This window comes from Rhodoferax sp. (assembly GCF_028714215.1).
Lineage (GTDB): Bacteria > Pseudomonadota > Gammaproteobacteria > Burkholderiales > Burkholderiaceae_C > Rhodoferax.
Genome location: NZ_JAQTMS010000020.1, coordinates 1 through 19,773 on the forward strand (window position 1 = coordinate 1; position 19,773 = coordinate 19,773).

The 19,773-nt window shown below is 64.9% G+C and carries 11 protein-coding genes; 9 read left to right on the top strand and 2 right to left on the bottom strand.

Annotated elements, in window-relative coordinates:
- Positions 1-474: 474 nt before the first annotated feature.
- The gene (gene glnE / locus PHS32_RS10820; protein WP_301078966.1) at positions 475-3,201 is read right to left on the bottom strand and encodes a bifunctional [glutamate--ammonia ligase]-adenylyl-L-tyrosine phosphorylase/[glutamate--ammonia-ligase] adenylyltransferase; all 2,727 of its coding nucleotides are present in this window, start codon (positions 3,199-3,201) and stop codon (positions 475-477) included.
- A gap of 57 nt (positions 3,202-3,258) precedes the next feature.
- Between glnE and PHS32_RS10825 the strand changes: the two genes are divergently transcribed.
- Genes PHS32_RS10825 through PHS32_RS10835 form a run of 3 tightly spaced genes read left to right on the top strand, consistent with a single transcriptional unit; the run spans position 3,259 to position 9,974 of the window.
- On the top strand, positions 3,259-7,320 hold the full coding sequence (locus PHS32_RS10825) for a YhdP family protein (RefSeq protein ID WP_301078967.1): 4,062 nt from the start codon (positions 3,259-3,261) through the stop codon (positions 7,318-7,320).
- A complete protein-coding gene (locus PHS32_RS10830) occupies positions 7,317-9,332 on the top strand; it encodes a PAS domain S-box protein (protein WP_301078968.1) in 2,016 nt (671 codons plus the stop codon). Before PHS32_RS10825 ends, PHS32_RS10830 begins: the two co-directional genes overlap by 4 nt.
- 9 nt (positions 9,333-9,341) lie before the next feature.
- Positions 9,342-9,974: a response regulator gene (locus tag PHS32_RS10835; protein ID WP_301078969.1), complete on the top strand. Its 633-nt coding sequence runs from the start codon at positions 9,342-9,344 to the stop codon at positions 9,972-9,974.
- On the opposite strand, the gene PHS32_RS10840 is transcribed toward PHS32_RS10835, so the two are convergent.
- Positions 9,930-10,112 (bottom strand): hypothetical protein, encoded by a 183-nt coding sequence (locus tag PHS32_RS10840; protein ID WP_301078970.1) that lies wholly within the window; start codon positions 10,110-10,112, stop codon positions 9,930-9,932. The two genes, PHS32_RS10835 and PHS32_RS10840, sit on opposite strands and share 45 nt — an antisense overlap.
- On the opposite strand from PHS32_RS10840, the gene PHS32_RS10845 reads away from it, so the two are divergent.
- The 6 genes from PHS32_RS10845 (at position 10,045) to secF (ending at position 19,759) form a co-directional block, all read left to right on the top strand.
- Positions 10,045-11,262 (top strand): MltA domain-containing protein, encoded by a 1,218-nt coding sequence (locus PHS32_RS10845; protein ID WP_301078971.1) that lies wholly within the window; start codon positions 10,045-10,047, stop codon positions 11,260-11,262. The genes PHS32_RS10840 and PHS32_RS10845 overlap by 68 nt on opposite strands.
- A 78-nt stretch (positions 11,263-11,340) precedes the next feature.
- Complete coding sequence (locus PHS32_RS10850) at positions 11,341-12,294, top strand: chemotaxis protein (RefSeq protein WP_301078972.1); 954 nt, start codon at positions 11,341-11,343, stop codon at positions 12,292-12,294.
- A 521-nt stretch (positions 12,295-12,815) separates the two neighbouring features.
- A complete protein-coding gene (locus PHS32_RS10855) occupies positions 12,816-16,430 on the top strand; it encodes an indolepyruvate ferredoxin oxidoreductase family protein (RefSeq protein ID WP_301078973.1) in 3,615 nt (1,204 codons plus the stop codon).
- Between the two features lie 119 nt (positions 16,431-16,549).
- Complete coding sequence (gene yajC / locus PHS32_RS10860) at positions 16,550-16,876, top strand: preprotein translocase subunit YajC (RefSeq protein ID WP_301078974.1); 327 nt, start codon at positions 16,550-16,552, stop codon at positions 16,874-16,876.
- Positions 16,877-16,912: 36 nt separating this feature from the next.
- Entirely contained in the window at positions 16,913-18,793 is a 1,881-nt protein-coding gene (secD, locus tag PHS32_RS10865; RefSeq protein ID WP_301078975.1) for a protein translocase subunit SecD, read from the top strand.
- Between the two features lie 12 nt (positions 18,794-18,805).
- On the top strand, positions 18,806-19,759 hold the full coding sequence (gene secF, locus PHS32_RS10870; RefSeq protein WP_301078976.1) for a protein translocase subunit SecF: 954 nt from the start codon (positions 18,806-18,808) through the stop codon (positions 19,757-19,759).
- Positions 19,760-19,773: the final 14 nt, after the last annotated feature.

Genomic DNA, 19,773 nt, shown 5'->3' on the forward strand with positions numbered 1-19,773 from the left:
CGTTCACATAGCCCAGTGGCAGCGTGCCGCCGGGGCCACTTTGGACAACCCGGTCGGCGCCGTCGTAGTAGCGGTAGTCGACCTGCACGCCATCGCGCTCGATGCTGCGCAGGCGGTTCAGGCCCCACCCCAGCACCCACAGCTTTAGCGGCTGGCTGAGGTTGTTGGTACTCTTTTATCGAGGTTTTCGAAATTCACGACACTGTTGCGCAGGAACGGATGCGGCGTTGTCATTGCGGGCCTGACCCGCAATCCATGGATGCCGGATCAAGTCCGGCATGACAGCGTGTTTCTTGTGCGTGCCATGATTTATGAAAATCTCAATAGTTGCTATTGGATTTGTAGCCCGCTGCGCATGCAATAACCTGAAACTCGCCCGGTCCGGCATCACTGACCACAGCAAGCCTTTGGTCTTGTCGAAACACAGCCAAGCGGCACAGGCCAGCGATTCTGGCCTGTGCCGCCAGCTTGGGATCAGGAAACAGGGTTGCCCAGCACCGCGTTCCAGAGCGCCAGCACGGCGTCGCGTTGTTCCTGCAAATCGGGCAACAAGACCTGCGTCGGTGCCTCATCGAGGCGCGCCCGGTGCTGCACCCGGCGCAGCTCACGGTAGGCGCCGGCGGCGGCGTGGCCTATGCCCTTGGGCAGCAGGGCGATCACCTCGGAATGCTCCAGCAGGGCGATGGTGCCGGTGTTGTCCATCAACTCGGGGTGCGCCGCCGCGTTCGAGAGCACCAGGTATTGCATGACGAATTCCACGTCCATCATGCCGCCGGCGCTGTGCTTGACGTCGAAGTACTGCTCCTTCACCGGGTGCGCCGCGCGTACCCGGTTGCGCATGCTGACGATCTCGTTTTTCAGCTCCCGGGCGTCGCGCGGTGCCGCAATGACGGCTTTGCGGATCGTATCGAAGCGCTGCCTCAAGGCCTCGTCGCCCAGCACGAAGCGGGCCCGCGTCATGGCCTGGTGCTCCCAGGTCCAGGCGGTGTTGGAGCCGCGCTGCTGCTGGTAGTTGGCGTAGGCGTCGAAGCTGGTGACCAGCAGGCCCGAGTTGCCGTTGGGGCGCAGCGCGGTGTCGATCTCGTACAGATCGCCTTCGCCGGTCTTCACCGTCAACCAGTTGATCAGCTTGCGCACCAGGCTGGGGTAGACCTCGCTGGCTCGTTCGTCCGCGTCCTGATAGACAAACACGATGTCCAGATCGCTGCCGTAGCCAAGCTCCTTGCCGCCCAGTTTGCCGTAGGCGATGATGGCAAGCTGCGGCTGCTCGCGGTGCTTGCTGCCCAGGCGGCTCCAGCACCAGCGGGTGGTCACGCGCAACACCGCGTCGGCCAGCGAACTCAGGTCGTCGGCCACCTGCTCCACCGTCAGGCGGCCTTCCAGGTCGCGCGCCAGGGTGCGAAAGACCTCGGCGTGATGGGCGCGGCGCAGCAGATTGAGCAGCGTCTCGTCGTCCTCGTCCTCGCCGGTGCCCACCAGCGCGGCGCGCCGGTGCTCCAGTTCATGCTCGAAGTCGGCGGCATTGAAGCGCTCATCGAGCATGGCCGCATTGGCCAGCTCGTCGATGACGCCCGGGTGCAACAGCAGGTAGCGCGCCGGCCAGCGCGCGGCGCCCAGCAACCGCAGCAGGCGCTCGTGCACCTTGGGCCGCTCCAGCAGCAAGGCCAGGTAGCTTTCGCGCCGCAGCAGCGGCTCCATCCAGTCGGCCAGCCGGACCGCGGCGGTTTCGCTGACCAGGCCCTCGCCGACCCACTGCGCGGTGCGTGATATCAGCCGCAGCAAGCGGGCGCGCGAGTCCTCGCGCAAGGCCAGCACCCGTGGATGCTCGCGCCAGCTGGCCACGCGGGCGCGAAATTGTTCCGGCAACTGCTTTAGCAATTCGTCGAAGCCGGGTGCGCTGGCGCCACCCTTGCCACCGTTGCAGCCCTTGCATTCCTTGTCCGCGCCGCCCCCCAGCAAGGCATCGAACTCCTGCGCCACCAATTCGCGGTGGCTGTCGAGCTGGTGCAGCAGTGGCGCTGAGCTGGCATAGCCCATGGTGCTGGCAATCCAGTCCAGGTCATGGTCCTGGGTGGGCAGCACATGCGTTTGCTGATCGTCCAGGTACTGGATGCGGTGCTCAACCCGGCGCAGGAATTCATAGGCCTCGGCCAGTGCCTGGGCGCTGGCCGCTGGCATCAGGCCGGCCTTCACCAGACGGGGCAGGGCGCTCAGGGTGGGGCGGGTTCGGAGTTCGGGAAATTGTCCGCCGCGCACCACTTGCAGCAGTTGCACGATGAATTCGATTTCGCGGATGCCGCCGCGCCCCAGCTTGACGTCGTTGGCGCGCTCCGGGTGGCCGCTGCTGCGTTTGCCGGCATGGTCGCGGATTTGCCGGTGCAGCACGCGCAGCGAGTCGAACACGCTGTAGTCCAGGTAGCGCCGGAAGACGAACGGCAGCACTACGCTGCGCAGGCTCTGGGCGGCGCTGCGGTCGGCACTACCCAACTGGGCCACGACGCGGCTTTTCAGCCAGGCAAAGCGCTCCCACTCGCGGCCCTGCACATGAAAATACTCTTCCAGCGCGCCCAGCGACACCGCCGGCGGGCCGGAGTTGCCGTTCGGCCGCAGCGCCAGATCGACCCGAAAGACAAAGCCGTACTCGGTCACATCGCCGATCAGGGCGTACAGGGCGCGCACCGCCTTGGCATAGTATTCCTGGTTCGAGATGCGCCCACGCCCCTGCGCGTCGCCGCTGCTTTCGCCGTCCTGGTCGTACACGTAGATCAGGTCGATGTCGCTGGAGACATTGAGCTCGCGGGCGCCCAGCTTGCCCATGCCGACGACCCACAGCTGCGCCGGCTCGCCGCTGGCGCTGCCGGGCAAGCCATGGTATTGCGCCAGCGTCTGCTGCACCTCGGCGCAGGCGCGTTCCAGGGCAAACTCGGCCAGCTCGGTCATCGCCTGGGTGATTTGCGCCAGGCTGGCCTGCTGCTCGCAGTCCAGACACAGCAGGCGCGCCAGCACCAGTTGCCGGACCACCCGCAAGGCGCTGCCGAGGCCCAGGCCGCTGGCGCCCAGGGCCGCCAGGGCCTGCGCCATGGCGGCCTTGTCGGGCACGCCGGGCGGCAATAAGTGCAGTTGATCGTCAAAGCGGCGCCGCACCCGCTGGTACCAGCGCGAGTGCGAAGACAAAGCGGGGCCGGTCATAATTCCTGTCATGTCCATGGGTTCCAAATGATTGACGCGACGCCTGCCCCTTCATCACGGCTGAAAGTAATGACGACCGTAGCACGTTGGTCGCTCTGGTTGACCGTGACGGCGTGGTTTCTTTGTGGGGCGACCTGGGGCGCGTTGCACTGGTTGATTGTGCCGCGAATCGGCGAGTTTCGCCCGTTGCTGGAAGCGCGGGCCACACATATCCTGCGGGTACCGGTGCGCATTGGGGCCATCGTGGCGCATTCGACCGGCATGATTCCGTCGTTTGAAATCAGCAATGTCCAGTTGTTCGATGCGCAGGGCCGCGAAGCCTTGCTGCTGCCGCGCGTGCTGGCTTCCTTGTCGCCGCGCTCGCTCTGGTACCTGGGTTTCGAGCAGCTCTATGTGGATCGGCCCGAGCTCAATATCCGGCGTGGCCTGGATGGAAAAATAAGCGTCGCCGGGCTCGATTTTTCGAAAGACGGCGGTCCCGACGATGCCGCCGCCGACTGGTTTTTTTCGCAGATCGAGTTTGCCATTCACGACGGCACCATCCGCTGGACCGATGAGTTGCGCGCGGCGCCGACGCTGGAACTCAAGCAGGTCGATCTGGTGCTGCGCAACCGCTTGCGTCGGCACGACCTGCGGCTGGACGCCACGCCGCCGGCCTTGTGGGGCGAGCGCTTCAGCCTGCGCGGCCTGTTCCAGCAGCCTTTGCTGTCGCGCAACAACGGCCGCTGGCAGGATTGGGAAGGCCAGCTGTACGCCGCTTTCAGCCGGGTCGACCTGTCCGAGTTGCGGCGCTATGCCGAACTGGGCATCGATCTGCGCCAGGGTGATGGCGCGCTGACGGCCTGGGTCGACGTCAAAAAGGGACAGGTGCAAGGCGGCGCGGCGGACGTGGCCCTGCGGCAGGTCAGCGTTACCCTGGGGCGGGAGTTGCAGGCGCTGGAGTTGCAATCGGTGCGCGGCCGGCTGGGCGGCAAGTTGCTGGCCTCGGGCTTTGAATTCTCGACCCAGGCGCTGCAATTCGACAGCGCCGACGGCTTGCACTGGCCGGGCGGCAATGTCAGCGTCAGCTACCTGGGTGCCGAGGGCAAGCTGGCGGCGCGCGGCGAGCTCAAGGCCGACAAGCTCGATCTGAGCGCCTTATCGCAGATTGCCAACCGCTTGCCGCTGGACGCCGCCGTGCGCACCGCCCTGCTGGCCTATGCGCCCAAGGGGCTGGTGGAGCGGATACAGGCCAGTTGGCAGGGGCCGCCGGAGGCCTTGAGCAAATATGAGATCAAGGGGCGGGTCAGTCAACTGGAACTCGACAGCGTGGCCGACAGCCCCGGCGTGCGCGGCGCCAGCATCGATTTTGACTTCAACCAGGCGGCCGGCAAGGCCAGCATCAGCCTGGCCAATGGCTCGGTCGCGTTGCCGCAAATATTCGATGAACCGGTGATTGCCGTGACCCAGGCCTCGGGCGAGGCCCGGTGGCAGCTCAGCGGAGAACGCATTGCGGTGCAGGTCGCCAACCTGAAGTTCAGCAACGCCGACGCACAGGGCGAGGCGCAGCTCAAATGGGAAACCAGCGACCCGGGCAAATCCAGCGGCCGCTCGCGCTTCCCCGGCGTGCTTGATCTGCAGGGCACGCTCAGTCGTGCCGACGGTACCCGGGTGCACCGCTATCTGCCCAGCATCATTCACCGGCCGGCGCGTGACTATGTGCGCGACGCGATTCAAGCCGGCAGCGCCAGCGCGGTCCGGTTCAAGGTCCGGGGCGACCTCAACGACATGCCTTTTGCCGACCCGAGGCAGGGCGAGTTCCGGATTGCGGCCGATGTGCAGAATGCCCGCTATGCCTATGTGCCGCGCAACCTGCAGCCGGCCGATGCCCTGCCCTGGCCGGCGCTGCTGCAACTCGGCGGCGAACTGGTGTTCGACCGCACCCAGTTGCAGGTCCGCGGCGCGCGGGCCAGGATCGGCCCCGGCGCCGGTCTGCAGGTCAACAAGGTCGATGCCCTGATCCCCGATTTGCGGCACGCCCAGGTGACTGTCACGGCCGACGTTCGGGGTGCCTTGGCGGACGGCCTGGCGCTGGTCAACGGCTCGCCGCTGGGCGCCATGACCGGGCAGGCCCTGGCCCGCGCCGTGGGCAGTGCCAGTGCCGATTACAAATTGAAATTGACCTTGCCGATTGCCAACCTTGAAAAATCCACGGTCCAGGGCAGCGTCACGCTGTCCGGCAACGACATCCAGATGACGCCCGACACGCCGCGCCTGAGCCGCTCCCGGGGCGTCGTGAATTTTTCCGAAAGCGGTTTTTCCATCGTTGGCGGCCAGGCCCGCATGCTGGGTGGCGAGATGCGGCTGGAGGGCGGCTCGCTGGCGGCCCTTGGTGCCAACGGCAATGCCGCCAGAGTAGCGCCTGCCATTACCTTGCGCGCCAGCGGCACGGCGTCCGCCGAGGGCTTGCGCCAAGCCCGGGAGTTGGGCTTTGTGGCGCGTCTGGCGCAGCAGGCCAGCGGCAGCGCCGCCTACACGGCTGTGCTGTCGTTTCGCCGCGGCGAGCCCGAGTTGCTGGTGTCCAGCAATTTGCAGGGGCTGGGCTTGAGCCTGCCGGCGCCGTTGACCAAGAGCGCCGAGAGCGCCTTGCCGTTTCGGCTGGAGACGGCACTGCTGCGCGAGTCGCTGCTGAGTTCGCCACTGCGGCTGCGCGACCAACTGACGCTGGACCTCGGGAAACTGGCGTCGCTGGTGTATTTCCGCGATTTGTCGGGACCGGAGCCGCGCGTCACGCGGGGCAGCCTGGCGGTTGGTCTGACGCCGGCCGAGTCGGCCCCACTGCCGGAAGAGGGGGTGGTTGCCAACATCAGCCTGAACGCCTTCGACCTGGATGCCTGGGGCGCTGTTTTGTCGCAGGCCACTGGCGCGACTTTGACCGGTGGCGGCGCCGGTGCGGCCGCGCTGGGCTATCTGCCCAGCAGCGTGGCGCTGCGGGCACGGGAACTGACCTTCGGCGGGCGCAAGCTCCACAACGTGGTGGTGGGCGGTTCGCGCGACGGACTGCTGTGGCGCGCCAACGCGGATGCCAGCGAATTCAATGGCTACCTGGAATACCGCCAGTCCTCGGACGCCGGTGCCGGTCGCCTCTATGCGCGGCTGGCCCGCTTGACCATCGCTCAAAGCGCGGCCAGCGAGGTCGAGGCGATCCTGAGCGAGCAGCCGGCCAGCATTCCGGCGCTGGACGTGGTGGTCGATGACTTCGAGCTGCGCGGCAAACGGCTGGGACGGCTGGAGGTGGAAGCGATCAACCGGGCGGCGGCGCGCGACGGCGGCGCGCGCGAATGGCGGCTCAACAAATTCAACGTCGTGACGCCCGAAGCGGTGCTGACCGCCAGCGGCAACTGGGCCAGCATCGCGGCCCAGGGCGGGGCCGCCCCGTCGCCGCGCTATGGGCCCGAGCGCCGCCGTACCGTGCTCAATTTCAAGCTCGAGATGGCAGACGGCGGTGAGTTGCTGGGGCGTTTCGGCATGCGTGACGTGGTGCGCAAGGGGCGCGGCCAGATGGAGGGCCAGATCGCCTGGCTGGGCTCGCCCTTCAACCTCGACTACCCGTCCCTGACGGGCGCCTTCACGGTCAACGTGGAGAGCGGCCAGTTCTTGAAGGCCGACCCCGGCATTGCCAAGTTGCTGGGGGTGCTCAGCCTGCAAGCCTTGCCGCGGCGCCTGACGCTGGACTTCCGGGATGTTTTCAGCGAGGGCTTCGCCTTCGATTTTCTGCGCGGCGATATCGCCATCGAACAAGGCATCGCCAAGACCAACAATCTGCAGATGAAGGGCGTCAATGCCGCCGTGCTGATGGAGGGGCGTGCCGACATCGCCCGGGAAACACAGGACATCAAGGTGGTGGTGGTGCCCGAGATCAATGCCGGTACCGCCTCCTTGATTGCCTCGGTGATCAATCCGGCGGTCGGCCTGGGCACTTTTCTGGCCCAGTTGTTTTTGCGCAAACCGCTGGCCGAGGCGGCGACCCAGGAGTTTCACATCGACGGCAGCTGGGCTGACCCGAAAATCAGCAAGGTGGCGCACAAGTCGGCCGCTGGTGACGGCAAGAGCGACGGCGCCAGCGGCACTTCGGGCGGGCCGGCACGTTGAATCCGGCACCGCTCGAGCAACGCCCGCCGGCAACCCTGCGCCGGAGAACGCTGTGGGTGGCGCTGCTGTTGCTGGTGGCGGCCTTGCTGACCATGCTGGTCTGGCTGGCCGGGGTCTATGAAGCCAGCCAGGTGCAGAGCCGGCTGGAGCGCGACACGGCGCAAGCGGTGGGCGACCTGCAGGCCGCGTTGGGGCGCAATGTGCAGGGCTTGCAGGCCTTGCAGTACAACGATCCGACGCCCAGCTCCTGGGCCATCGAGGCGGCCGGCCTGTTGCGCGAGCACCGCGAACTGGTGCGCGTCGAGTGGCGCGACAACGCCTTGCAGTTGCGCGCGTTTGCCGACACGCCGTTTCGACCTCCGGTGTTCGAACGCATCGGCCGCGACCATGCCCAGTCCGAGGTCGCCTTGGCCTGCGCCAACGCGCGCCGGATCAGTGGTCCGGCCTATGCCAGCAGCAACTTTGTGCCCATGATGGATGGCTTGGGCATGGAGGTGATGGAACTGTGCCTGCCCCTGGAGACCGGCGGCAAGATCGTGGGTTATCTGGTCGCCAGCTACGCCTTGCCGGAAGTGCTGGAAGGCTTGATCGGGCGCCAGAACATGCGCAGCCATGAAATATCCTTCACCGAGGGCGATGGCACGCGTCTGGCGGTGCGCGGACTGGGACACCGGGGCAATCGTGTTTTCACCGCCCAGCAACTGATGGATTTGCCGGGCACCACCCTGGTGTTTCGGGTCGACAGCTGGCGCGCCGCTCCCGATCTGTTTCCCAATGTGCTGACGGCGCTGGTGACGGCCATGTCGATCGCCCTGGTCTCGGTGCTGGCGCTGTTGGCCAAGGACATGAGGCGACGCCTGAAGGCGGAACACGATCTGGCCGATGCCCTGGCGTTTCGCAAGGCGATGGAGGACTCCCTGGTGACCGGCATGCGGGCGCGCGATCTGCAGGGCCGCATCACTTATGTCAACCCGGCTTTTTGCCAGATGGTGGGCTTCTCGGCCGCCGAGTTGTTGGGCCATGGCATGCCGCAGCCCTACTGGCCACCCGAGTTGGTGCAGGAATACCAGCGCACCCAGGTGATACGCCAGGCCGGCACCCTGCCGCCGCGCGAGGGCTTCGAGTCGCTCTTCATGCGCAAGGACGGCAGCCGCTTTCCGGTGCTGGTGATCGAGGCGCCGCTGATCGACGCGCAGGGCGTGCACAGCGGCTGGATGAGTGCCTTGATCGACATCAGCGAGCAGCGCCGGGTCGAGGAACTCTCGCGCACCAGCCAGGAACGGTTGCAGGCCAGCGCCCGGCTGGCGACGCTGGGCGAGATGGCTTCCCTGCTGAGTCACGAACTGAACCAGCCGCTGGCCGCCATTTCGGGCTACGCCGCCGGCTCCATCAACCTGCTGCGCAGATGGCCCGACGGGGCGCCGCAGCATGGCGCCGATCTGGCCACCGCCATGCAGCGCATTGCCGAGCAGGCGGAGCGGGCCGGCAAGGTGATTCGCAGTGTGCACGGCTTTGTGCGGCGGCGCGACCAGGTGCGTGAAGCGGTGACGCCGCAGGCTTTGCTGGACGACATCCTGCCGCTGGTCAATTTGCAGGCGCGCCAGCTTTCGGTGCGGGTCCAGACCGAGGTCGAGCCCGACCTGTCGCCGGTGCTGTGCGACCGGACCATGGTGGAGCAGGTGCTGCTCAACCTGACCCGCAACGCGATGCAGGCGATGGATTTTGCGCACATCGTGGAGCGCCTGCTGCTGTTGCGGGTGCGCCGGGCCAAGGGCGGCGACCGCAAGAAATGGATCGAGTTTGCGGTGGCCGACCTGGGTGAAGGTATCGCGCCCGAAGTGCGCCAGCAATTGTTCAATCCGTTCTTCACCACCAAGGTCGAGGGCATGGGTCTGGGTTTGAGTCTGTGCCGCACGGTGGTGGAACAGCATGGCGGTGCCCTGGCGTTCGAGCCCAACCTGCCGCGCGGCACGATTTTCATATTTACCCTGCCGGCCGACAGCGTGGCTTAACATTGTCTTATGCAGCCCGTGATTGATGCCCTGATTTTTGTCGTCGACGATGACGCCAGCGTGCGCGAGGCCTTTGCCTGGCTGTTGCGCTCACGCGGTTTGACCAGCGAGGTGTTCGACAGCGCCGAGGCGTTTCAGAGCCAGCTGGCCAGTGCCGTGGCGCGGGAGCGGCCCAGTTGCCTGCTGCTCGATGTTCGCATGCCCGGCATGAGCGGTCTGGCGCTGTTCGACTGGCTGATCGAGCGCCAGTTGCACCTGGCCATGCCGGTGATCTTCCTGACCGGTCACGCCGACGTGCCGACGGCGGTCGATGCGGTCAAGCGCGGCGCCTTCGATTTCTGTGAGAAACCGTTTTCCGACAACGCCCTGGTGGACCGGGTCGAGCAGGCGCTGGCGCAATCGCAGGCGTTCCTGCAGGCGCGCCGCGCGGCCGCCCTGGTGCGCCAGCGCCAGGCTGAACTGACCGAGCGCGAACGCGACGTCATGCGGCTGGTGGTGGACGGCCTGCCCAACAAGTTGATTGCCGACCGGCTCGCCATCAGCGTGCGGACGGTGGAAGTGCACCGGGCCCGCGTATTCGACAAAATGGAAGTCAAATCAGCGGTCGAGCTTGCCAATCTGCTGCGCAGCGCCGCCGGATGAAGCGGTGTTGGCGCTCTCGTCCGGCTGTGCCGGGGGCTGCGGCAATTCACCCCGCGGGCGTCCGGCAAACATGGTCCACCAGACAATCAGCAACAGCAGCAGCAAGGCTCCCAGTGCCTCAAGCAACAGCAAACTCATGAACCGACTCCTGTCTACCGTGGTGATGGGCCTGATTGTAGGGATGCTGGCCGCGTGCGGCAGTGCGCCGCGCCAGTTGCCCGCCGGCAGTCCGCCGGCTGCCGGCGTGGCGCCGGAGCGGCGCGACGCCGGCGCCGCCTTGCCGGCCCCCATCTTGCAGAGCAAAAGCCGCTGGACCGCGGTGCGCTGGGCCGAGTTGCCCGGTTTCGAGGAAGACGCCTTGCACGAGGCCTGGAACGCCTGGCTCAAGAGTTGCGAGCGGCCGGGACCGGTGTTTGCGCCCTTGTGTGCCGAGGTGCGGCGCCTGAGCATTGGCGAGCTTGCCGAGCAGCGGGCCTGGCTGATGGCGCGCCTGCAGCCCTACCAGGTGGAGGCCTTGGTGGGCGGCACCGAAGGTTTGCTGACGGCTTATTACGAGCCCTTGCTGGAGGCCTCGCGCAAGGCCACGGCCGAATTCTCCGTGCCCTTGTACCGCCCACCGCCCGGTCTGGCGCAACGCAAACCCTGGTTTACGCGCCAGGAGATCGATACCCTGGCGCCGGTGCAGGCGCTGCTGAAGGGGCGCGAGATCGCGTTTCTAGCGGACCCGGTGGACGCGCTGATTTTGCAGATCCAGGGCTCCGGGCGCTTGCGCATCACCGAGGACGATGGCACGCAGGTGCTGGTGCGGCTGGCCTATGCCGGCTCCAACGAGCAGCCGTACAAAAGCGTCGGTCGCTGGCTGCTCGACCAAGGCCAGGTGCGCGATGCCTCCTGGCCGGCCATCAAGGCCTGGCTGGCACGCAATCCGGGGCGCACCAACGAGTTGCTGTGGAGCAATCCGCGCACCGTGTTTTTCCGGGAAGAGCCGTTGTCGAAGCAGGATGCTGTCTGGGGCCCGAAAGGGGCGCAGGGCGTGGCGCTGACGCCGGGGCGCTCGATTGCGGTGGACCCCGGCAGCATTCCCTACGGCACACCGGTCTGGCTGGCCTCCAGCGGCGCTGCCGCGAACCTGCAAAAACTGGTGCTGGCGCAGGACACCGGCAGCGCCATCACGGGCGGCGTGCGAGCCGATTATTTTGCCGGCTGGGGTGCCTCCGCGGCGGAACTGGCGGCGCATCTGAAACAGCCGTTGCGGCTTTGGGTGCTGTGGCCGCGTCAGGGATTGTGAAGCCGGCCCGGTTACGAGCACGTTACCATTGACACCGGAGAGGCCGCAGGCCTCAAGCAGCATTGAACGGATGAACCCATGAGCACAGACTTGCGTGAAATCGACGAGCGGACCAATCTGGCCGGCAGCAGCATGTTCGAGTTGCTGTTGTTCCGTCTGGGGCAGGCGCCGGGCTCGGACCGGCATGAACTGTTTGGCATCAACGTGTTCAAGGTGCGCGAAATTCTGGTGATGCCCGAGATCACCATGCTGGCCAATGCGCCGCCCAACATCATGGGTGTGGCCAATATCCGGGGGCAAATGATCACGGTGATCAACCTGCCGCGCATCATGGGCTGCCAGCCCAACAAGGGCCCGGGTATTTTGATGGTCACCGAGTTTTCCCGCACGACCCAGGGTTTTGCGGTGGAAGAGGTCAACGAGATCGTGCGGCTGGAGTGGAAGCAGGTGCTGTCCGCCGCCGGCACCGGCGGCAGCCTGGTGACCAGCATTGCCCAGCTCGATGGCGATGTGGAGAACGCCCGTCTGGCGCAGGTGCTGGACGTGGAGCAGATCCTGCGCGATGTGCTGGGACAGGAGCCGCCAGCGGTGCAGGACCCCGAACTCGGCTCCAGGGTTCACTTGCCGCCCGGCACCGTGATTCTGGCGGCGGACGACTCGGCGCTGGCCAGAATGATGATCGAGGACGGACTGAAGGCCATGAATGTGACTTACATCATGACCCAGACCGGCCAGGAAGCCTGGGATCGCTTGCAGCTCATGGCTCAGCAGGCCGAGGCCGAAGGCAAGACCATCAAGGACAAGGTTGCCCTGGTTCTGACCGATCTGGAAATGCCCGAGATGGACGGCTTCACGCTGACGCGCAACATCAAGCAGGACCCGCGTTTCAGGAGCCTTCCGGTGATCATCCATTCGTCCCTGACCGGCACCACCAACGAGGCGCATGTGAAAAGCGTGGGCGCCGATGCCTACGTCGCCAAGTTCGTGGTGGAGGAACTGGCGGCCACCATTTACCGGGTGCTGGCGCGCTAGTACTCAGGAACAGAGGTATCGGAACAAAACACCGTTCCAGCCGAGCTTGCCTGATCTTTCGCAAGTCAAGAACTGAGGCTCAAGCGTGAGTGGCCCGAGGGCGCTGGGGTGAGTGACTCCGCGAATGTCACCCGGCCTGCGGCCTCCTTCTTTATTTGGCAAAACCCCAAGTCCACGCCGCGCCACCCACCCCAGCGCCCTCGGCAACGAGCGTCTGTGGTTCGCGCAGTCCGCACACCACCCTGCTTGAATGATCTGGCTGGCGGGGCGCTCAGCGCAGCGGCATAAAGGAGGAGTCCGAAGGTCGGGGGACAGCTGCGGAGCCGAGTGCCCCACCAGCCTGATCCTCCCACTATGCTGAACTGGGTTTGGCATGTCTTTATTTCGGGAAAAATCCAGTACTTGGAGCATAGGGGTCGATGGGGACCAGGCACGCCGAGCCGGGAAGGCCTACACTTCGCCAGCAAAAATGAGACTGCCGATGCGCTTTGGCGCTGGGCGGCATTATGGAGACTTGATCGATGAACGCACCGCTACCCGAACACCTGCGCCTGGCGCTGGAAACTGTGACGCTGGACGACAAATACGCGCTGGACTATGGACCGGCTTTCATGAGCGGCGTGCAGGCGCTGGTCAAGCTGCCCTTGTTGCAGCGTCTGCGCGATCAGCGCCAGGGCAAGAATACGGCCGGTTTCATCAGCGGCTACCGCGGCTCGCCGCTGGGCGGCTACGACCAGGCGCTGGTCAAGGCCAGCAAATACCTGAAGGCGCAGAACATTGTTTTTCAGCCGGGCGTCAACGAAGAACTGGCCGCCACCGCCTTGTGGGGCACCCAGCAACTGGGGTTTGCACCGCCCGGCAGCAATAAATTCGATGGTGTGTTCGGTATCTGGTACGGCAAGGGGCCGGGGGTGGACCGCTGCGGCGATGTCTTCAAGCACGCCAACATGGCCGGCACCACCCCGTGGGGCGGCGTGATCGCGGTGGCGGGCGACGACCACGTGTCGAAAAGCTCCACCGCGGCGCACCAGAGCGACCACATCTTCAAGGCCTGCGGCACGCCGGTCTTTTTTCCGGCCACGGTGCAGGAGATTCTGGACCTGGGGATTCATGCGTTTGCCATGAGCCGTTTCTCGGGGGTCTGGGCCGGCATGAAGACGATTCAGGAAATTGTCGAATCCAGCGCCAGCGCCATGATCGACCCGGAGCGGGTGCAGATCAAAATCCCGACCGACTTCGAGATGCCACCCGGCGGCGTGCATATTCGCTGGCCCGATCACGCTCTCGATCAGGAAGCCCGGCTGTTCCATTACAAGTGGTACGCCGCGCTGGCCTATGTGCGCGCCAATCGGCTCAACTACAACGTGATCGAAGGCCCGCACGACCGCTTCGGTCTGATGGCCAGCGGCAAGGCCTACAACGACACGCGCCAGGCGCTGCTGGATCTGGGGCTGGACGACGACAGTTGCCGGCAACTGGGCATCCGCCTGCACAAGGTGGGTGTGGTGTGGCCGCTGGAGGCGCAATTGACGCGCGAATTTGCCACCGGCTTGCAGGAAATCCTGGTGGTGGAGGAAAAGCGCCAGGTCATCGAGTACCAGCTCAAGGAGGAGCTCTACAACTGGCGCGCCGACGTGCGCCCCAATGTGCTGGGCAAGTTCGACGATCTGGGTGGTGATCACGCCGGCGGCGAATGGTCCATGTCGAACCCGACCGCCAATACCTTGCTGCGCGCCAATGCCGACCTGTCGCCGGCGATCATTGCGCGCGTCATCGCGCAGCGCCTGAAGAAGCTGGGCGTCGACGCCTCCGTTGCGGCTCGCATGGACGCGCAACTGGCCCTGCTGCAGGCCAAGGAGAACGCCATGCAGGCGATCGAGCTGGGCGCCGGCAAGACGGCGGAGCGCCAGCCCTGGTTCTGCTCCGGCTGCCCGCACAACACCTCGACCAAGGTGCCCGAAGGTTCGCGTGCCATGGCCGGCATCGGCTGTCACTTCATGAGCATCTGGATGGGCCGCGCCACGGTCGGCTTTACCCAGATGGGGGGCGAGGGCGTGCCCTGGGTCGGCCAGCAGCCGTTCAGCACCGACCAGCACATGTTCGCCAATCTGGGCGACGGCACCTACTTCCACAGCGGGCTGCTGGCGATTCGCCAGAGCATTGCGGCCGGCGTCAACATCACCTACAAGATTTTGTACAACGACGCGGTCGCCATGACCGGCGGCCAGCAGGTCGGCGAGCGGCCGGAAGGCCACGCGGTGACGCAAATCGCCCAGAGCATGCGGGCCGAGGGCGCGGTCAAGATCGTGGTCGTCACGGACGAACCCGAGAAGTACCAGGGCGTCAAGCTGGTGGAGGGGGTGGCGGTGCGCCAGCGCGACGAACTGGACCGCATCCAGCGCGAGTTCCGGGAGATCAAAGGCACCACGGTCATCATTTACGACCAGACCTGTGCCACCGAGAAGCGCCGGCGCAGGAAGCGCGGCAGCCTGGTCGACCCGGCCAAACGGGTGTTCATCAACGAGCTGGTGTGCGAAGGCTGTGGCGACTGCGGCGTGCAAAGCAACTGCCTGAGCGTGGAGCCGCTGGAGACCGAGTTCGGCCGCAAACGCAGGATCAACCAGAGCACCTGCAACAAGGACTATTCCTGTCTCAAGGGTTTTTGCCCCAGCTTTGTCACCGTGGAGGGCGGGCAACTGCGCAAGAAAGCCAAGGGCAAGGGGCTGTCGCCGTTCGAGCTGGGCGCTTTGCCGGAGCCGCTGCTGCCGACTGTGGAGGGCGCGAACGCCACGGTCTGGGGCATTGTGGTGGCCGGCGTCGGTGGCACCGGCGTCATCACCATCGGCCAGTTGCTGGGCGTGGCGGCGCACCTGGAGGGCAAGGGCATCGTGACCCAGGATGCCGGCGGTCTGGCGCAAAAAGGCGGCGCCACCTGGAGCCATGTGCTGATCGGGGCGACGCAGGAGGCCATTCGCACCAGTCGCGTCAGCATGGCGGCGGCCGACCTGGTCATCGGCTGCGATCCGATCGTGGCGGCGGCCAAGGACACCGTGCTGCGCATGCGCCAGGGGCGCACCCGGGTGGCGCTGAATTCGCACGCGGCGCCGACGGCGGCTTTTGTCGGCAACGCCAATTGGCAGAATCCGGCAGCCGCCTGCGTCAGCGCCATCGCCGGCAGCGTCGGAGCGGCGGCGCTGGGCGCCTTCAACGCCGATGCGGCGGCCACCGAATTGATGGGTGACAGCATTTACACCAACCCGATCATGCTGGGCTATGCCTGGCAGAGAGGCTGGATTCCGCTGCAACAGGCCTCGTTGCTGCGCGCCATCGAACTCAACGGCGTGGCGGTGGAGGCCAACAAGACCGCCTTCGAATGGGGCCGCCGGGCGGCGCACGATGCGGTCGCGTTCGAGCAACTGCTCAGTCCGGCCCAGGTCATGGTATTTGCCAAACGCAGCGCGCTCGATGAGCTGATTGCCAGGCGAGTCGAGTTCTTGACGGCTTACCAGAATGCCGCTTATGCCGAGAGCTACCAGCGGTTTGTGCAGCAGGTCAGAAGCGTCGATCAGTCGCTCGGCCAGAAGGGGTTGGCGCTGACCGAGGCGGTGGCGCGCTACCTGTTCAAGCTGATGGCCTACAAGGACGAGTTCGAGGTTGCGCGCCTGCATGCCGACCCGGCGTTCCTGGCCGGCATCAACGCGCTGTTCGAAGGCGACTTCAAGCTGCACTACCACCTGGCGCCGCCCCTCTTGGCCAGGAGAAATGAAAAAGGCGAATTGCAGAAGCAGCAGTTCGGCCCCGCCACGCTGGGCGTATTCAAGGTGCTGGCCCGGCTCAAGGGCTTGCGCGGCGGCTTGCTGGATATTTTCGGCAAGACCGCGGAGCGGCGCCAGGAACGCGCCCTGATCGGCGACTACCGGGCCGCGATCGAGGAAATTCTTGGCCTGCTGCGCAACCCGGGCGATGAAGCCGGCAACCGGGAGCGCTATGCCCTGGCGCTGGAGTTTGCCCGCATCCCCGAGCAAATCAAGGGTTTTGGCCATGTGAAGGAGCGCAACCTGAAGCTGGCCCGGCAAAATTGGGACGCTCAGCTGGCGCGCTTGCGGCAGCCGCAGGCCCAGCCGAAAGCGGCCTGAGGCCTTTCTTCGGGCTGGCGCCGCCCGCTTACAATGACGGGCTGCCCGTCTTTGGCACGGACCTGTGCGGGAAAGCACACGGCGTCTCGTTTTCCTGATTCAATATTCTGGAGTTTCTTGTGTTTATTTCTTCTGCTTTTGCTCAAACCGCCCCCGCTGCCGGCGGGGATATGCAATCTTCGCTCATGAGCATGCTGCCGCTGGTGCTGATGTTCGTGGTGCTCTATTTCGTGATGATCCGTCCGCAAATGAAAAAGCAGAAGGAACATCGCGCCATGATCGATGCCCTGGCCAAGGGCGACGAGATCGCCACCGCCGGCGGCGTGCTGGGCAAGGTGAGCAAGCTGGGCGACAGTTATCTGACGCTGGAGGTGGCGGCCGGCGTCGAGCTGCAAATCCAGCGCAGCGCCGTGGTGCAGGTGCTGCCCAAGGGAACCATCAAGTAATTCCGAAGCGTCACAGCAATCTACAAAGGCGCGATCATGAATCGTTACCCGGTATGGAAGTACGTGATCATTGTGATCGCGCTGCTGGTGGGGTTTTTCTACACCTTGCCCAATTTTTTTGGCGAGGCGCCGGCGGTCCAGGTGTCGTCGGCCAAAGTCACTTACAAGGTCGACGCCAGCACCAAGGCGCGGGTTGAGGAAGCCCTCAAGTCGGCCGGCCTGACGGCCGATCTGGTGAGCTTGGACAATGCCTCGGTGAAGGCGCGTTTCGGCAACACCGAGGATCAGCTCAAGGCCAAGGACGCGATTCAAAAAGCGCTGATCCCGGATACCGCCAACGCCCGCTACGTGGTGGCGCTCAATTTGCTGTCGCGCTCACCGGTCTGGCTCACCTCCTTGCGCGCCTTTCCCATGTACCTGGGGCTGGATTTGCGCGGCGGCGTGCATTTCATGCTGCAAGTCGACATGCAGGCGGCGCTGGCCAAGAAGGCGGAATCGCTGGCTGGTGACATCCGCACCAGTCTGCGCGAGAAGAATGTGCGGCACAGCGGCATCAACCGCAACGGCCAGACCATCGAAGTGCGGTTTCGGGATGCTCCGACACTGGCGGCTGCCAAGGCCCTGATCCTGGAGCAGTTCACCGACCTGCAAACGGTGGAGGGCGTCGACGGCACCGATTTGAAATTGACGGCCAGCATCAAACCCGAGGCGGCACGCCGGGTGCAGGACCAGTCGCTCAAGCAGAACATCACCACCTTGCACAACCGGATCAATGAACTGGGCGTGGCCGAGCCGGTCATTCAGCAGCAGGGGCTGGACCGCATTGTGGTGCAGTTGCCGGGTGTCCAGGACACCGCCAAGGCGAAGGACATTCTGGGCCGCACCGCGACGCTGGAAGTGCGCATGGTCGACGAAAGCAGTGAGGCGAGTGCCGCGGTGGGTGGAGCGGCGGCGGTGCCGTTTGGTTCCGAGCGCTATCTGGAACGCAACGGCCAGCCGGTGATTGTCAAGAAACAAGTCATTCTGACCGGTGAAAACCTGACCGATGCGCAGCCCGGTTTCGACAACCAGACGCAGGAAGCGGTGGTCAACCTGACCCTGGACGCCAAGGGTTCCCGGGTGTTCCGGGACGTGACGCGCGAGAACATCGGCAAGCGCATGGCCATTTTGCTGTTTGAAAAAGGCAAGGGTGAAGTGGTGACGGCACCAGTGATCCGCTCCGAGATCGGCGGCGGTCGGGTGCAGATCTCGGGCCGCATGACATCCATGGAAGCCAACGACACGGCCTTGCTGCTGCGCGCCGGCTCGCTGGCGGCGCCGATGGAAATCATCGAGGAAACCACCATTGGCCCGAGTCTGGGCGCCGAAAACATTGCCAAGGGCTTTCACAGCGTGACCTGGGGCTTTGCCGCGGTAGCGGTCTTCATGTGCCTGTACTACGTCTTGTTCGGGATGTTTTCCAGCATCTCGCTGGCGGTCAATCTGCTGCTGCTGGTGGCGGTGCTGTCGATGCTGCAGGCCACCCTGACCCTGCCCGGCATGGCCGCCATGGCGCTGGTGCTGGGCATGGCGATTGACTCCAACGTGCTGATCAATGAGCGGGTGCGTGAGGAACTGCGCAACGGCGCCTCGGCGCAGGCCGCCATCCACGCCGGTTATGACCGGGCCTGGGCCACCATCCTGGACTCCAATGTCACCACCTTGATTGCGGGGCTGGCGCTGCTGGCTTTTGGTTCCGGGCCGGTGCGCGGCTTTGCGGTGGTGCATTGCCTGGGCATTTTGACCAGCATGTTCTCCGGTGTCTTCTTTTCCAGAGGCCTGGTCAACCTGTGGTACGGCCGGCAAAACAAGCTCAAGAGCTTGTCCATTGGCACCGTGTGGCGCCCCGAGTCCGAGACCCCGGTGAAGTCCAACTAGAACGAGGCAGTCATGGAATTTTTCAAAATCAAGCGCGACATTCCGTTCATGCGGCATGCCATCGTTTTCAATCTGGTGTCCCTGGTGACTTTTTTGGCCGCCGTCTTCTTCCTGTTCAGCCGGGGTTTGCATCTGTCGGTGGAATTCACCGGCGGCACCTTGATGGAGGTGACCTACGCGCAACCGGCCGACTTGAATCTGGTTCGCGCCACCGTGGCCAAGCTGGGCCTGAATGACGTGCAGGTGCAAAACTTCGGCACCGCACGCGACGTGTTGATCCGCCTGCCGGCGCAAAAAGGCGTGAGTTCGGCGCAGCAAAGCGAGCAGGTGATGAACGCGCTCAAGGCTGCCGATGCGTCGGCTGCCATGCGCCGTACCGAGTTCGTCGGACCCCAGGTGGGGGACGAACTGGCGACCGACGGGCTGAAGGCGCTGGCCTCCGTGGTGATCGGCATCATGCTTTACCTGGCGCTGCGCTTCGAGTGGAAATTTGCCGTGGCCGCCATCATCGCCAATCTGCACGACGTCGTCATCATTCTGGGCTTCTTTGCTTTTTTCCAGTGGGAGTTTTCGCTGCCGGTGCTGGCCGCCGTGCTGGCGGTGCTGGGTTACTCGGTCAATGAGTCGGTGGTGATTTTCGACCGGATTCGGGAGAATTTCCGGCGCTACCGCAAGATGACCACGGTGCAGATCATCGACAGCTCGATCACCTCGACCATCAGTCGAACCATCATCACCCACGGTTGCACGCAATTGATGGTGCTGTCGATGTTGCTGTTCGGCGGCGCCACGCTGCATTACTTTGCCCTTGCGCTGACCATTGGTATTTTGTTTGGTATCTACTCCTCGGTCTTTGTCGCGGCCGCCATTGCCATGTGGCTGGGTATCAAGCGGGACGATCTGATCAAGGGTGGCGCCAAGAAAGAGGAAGACCCCAATGATCCCAATGCAGGTGCCACCGTCTGATTAGAATTTCAAGC

Coding starts and splice junctions, on each gene's coding strand:
- PHS32_RS10825 (WP_301078967.1), top strand. CDS start 3,259: ATGACGACCGTAGCACGTTGGTCGCTCTGGTTGACCGTGACGGCGTGG.
- glnE (WP_301078966.1), bottom strand. CDS start 3,201: ATGACAGGAATTATGACCGGCCCCGCTTTGTCTTCGCACTCGCGCTGG.
- PHS32_RS10845 (WP_301078971.1), top strand. CDS start 10,045: ATGGTCCACCAGACAATCAGCAACAGCAGCAGCAAGGCTCCCAGTGCC.
- PHS32_RS10855 (WP_301078973.1), top strand. CDS start 12,816: ATGAACGCACCGCTACCCGAACACCTGCGCCTGGCGCTGGAAACTGTG.
- PHS32_RS10840 (WP_301078970.1), bottom strand. CDS start 10,112: ATGAGTTTGCTGTTGCTTGAGGCACTGGGAGCCTTGCTGCTGCTGTTG.
- secD (WP_301078975.1), top strand. CDS start 16,913: ATGAATCGTTACCCGGTATGGAAGTACGTGATCATTGTGATCGCGCTG.
- secF (WP_301078976.1), top strand. CDS start 18,806: ATGGAATTTTTCAAAATCAAGCGCGACATTCCGTTCATGCGGCATGCC.
- PHS32_RS10850 (WP_301078972.1), top strand. CDS start 11,341: ATGAGCACAGACTTGCGTGAAATCGACGAGCGGACCAATCTGGCCGGC.
- PHS32_RS10835 (WP_301078969.1), top strand. CDS start 9,342: ATGCAGCCCGTGATTGATGCCCTGATTTTTGTCGTCGACGATGACGCC.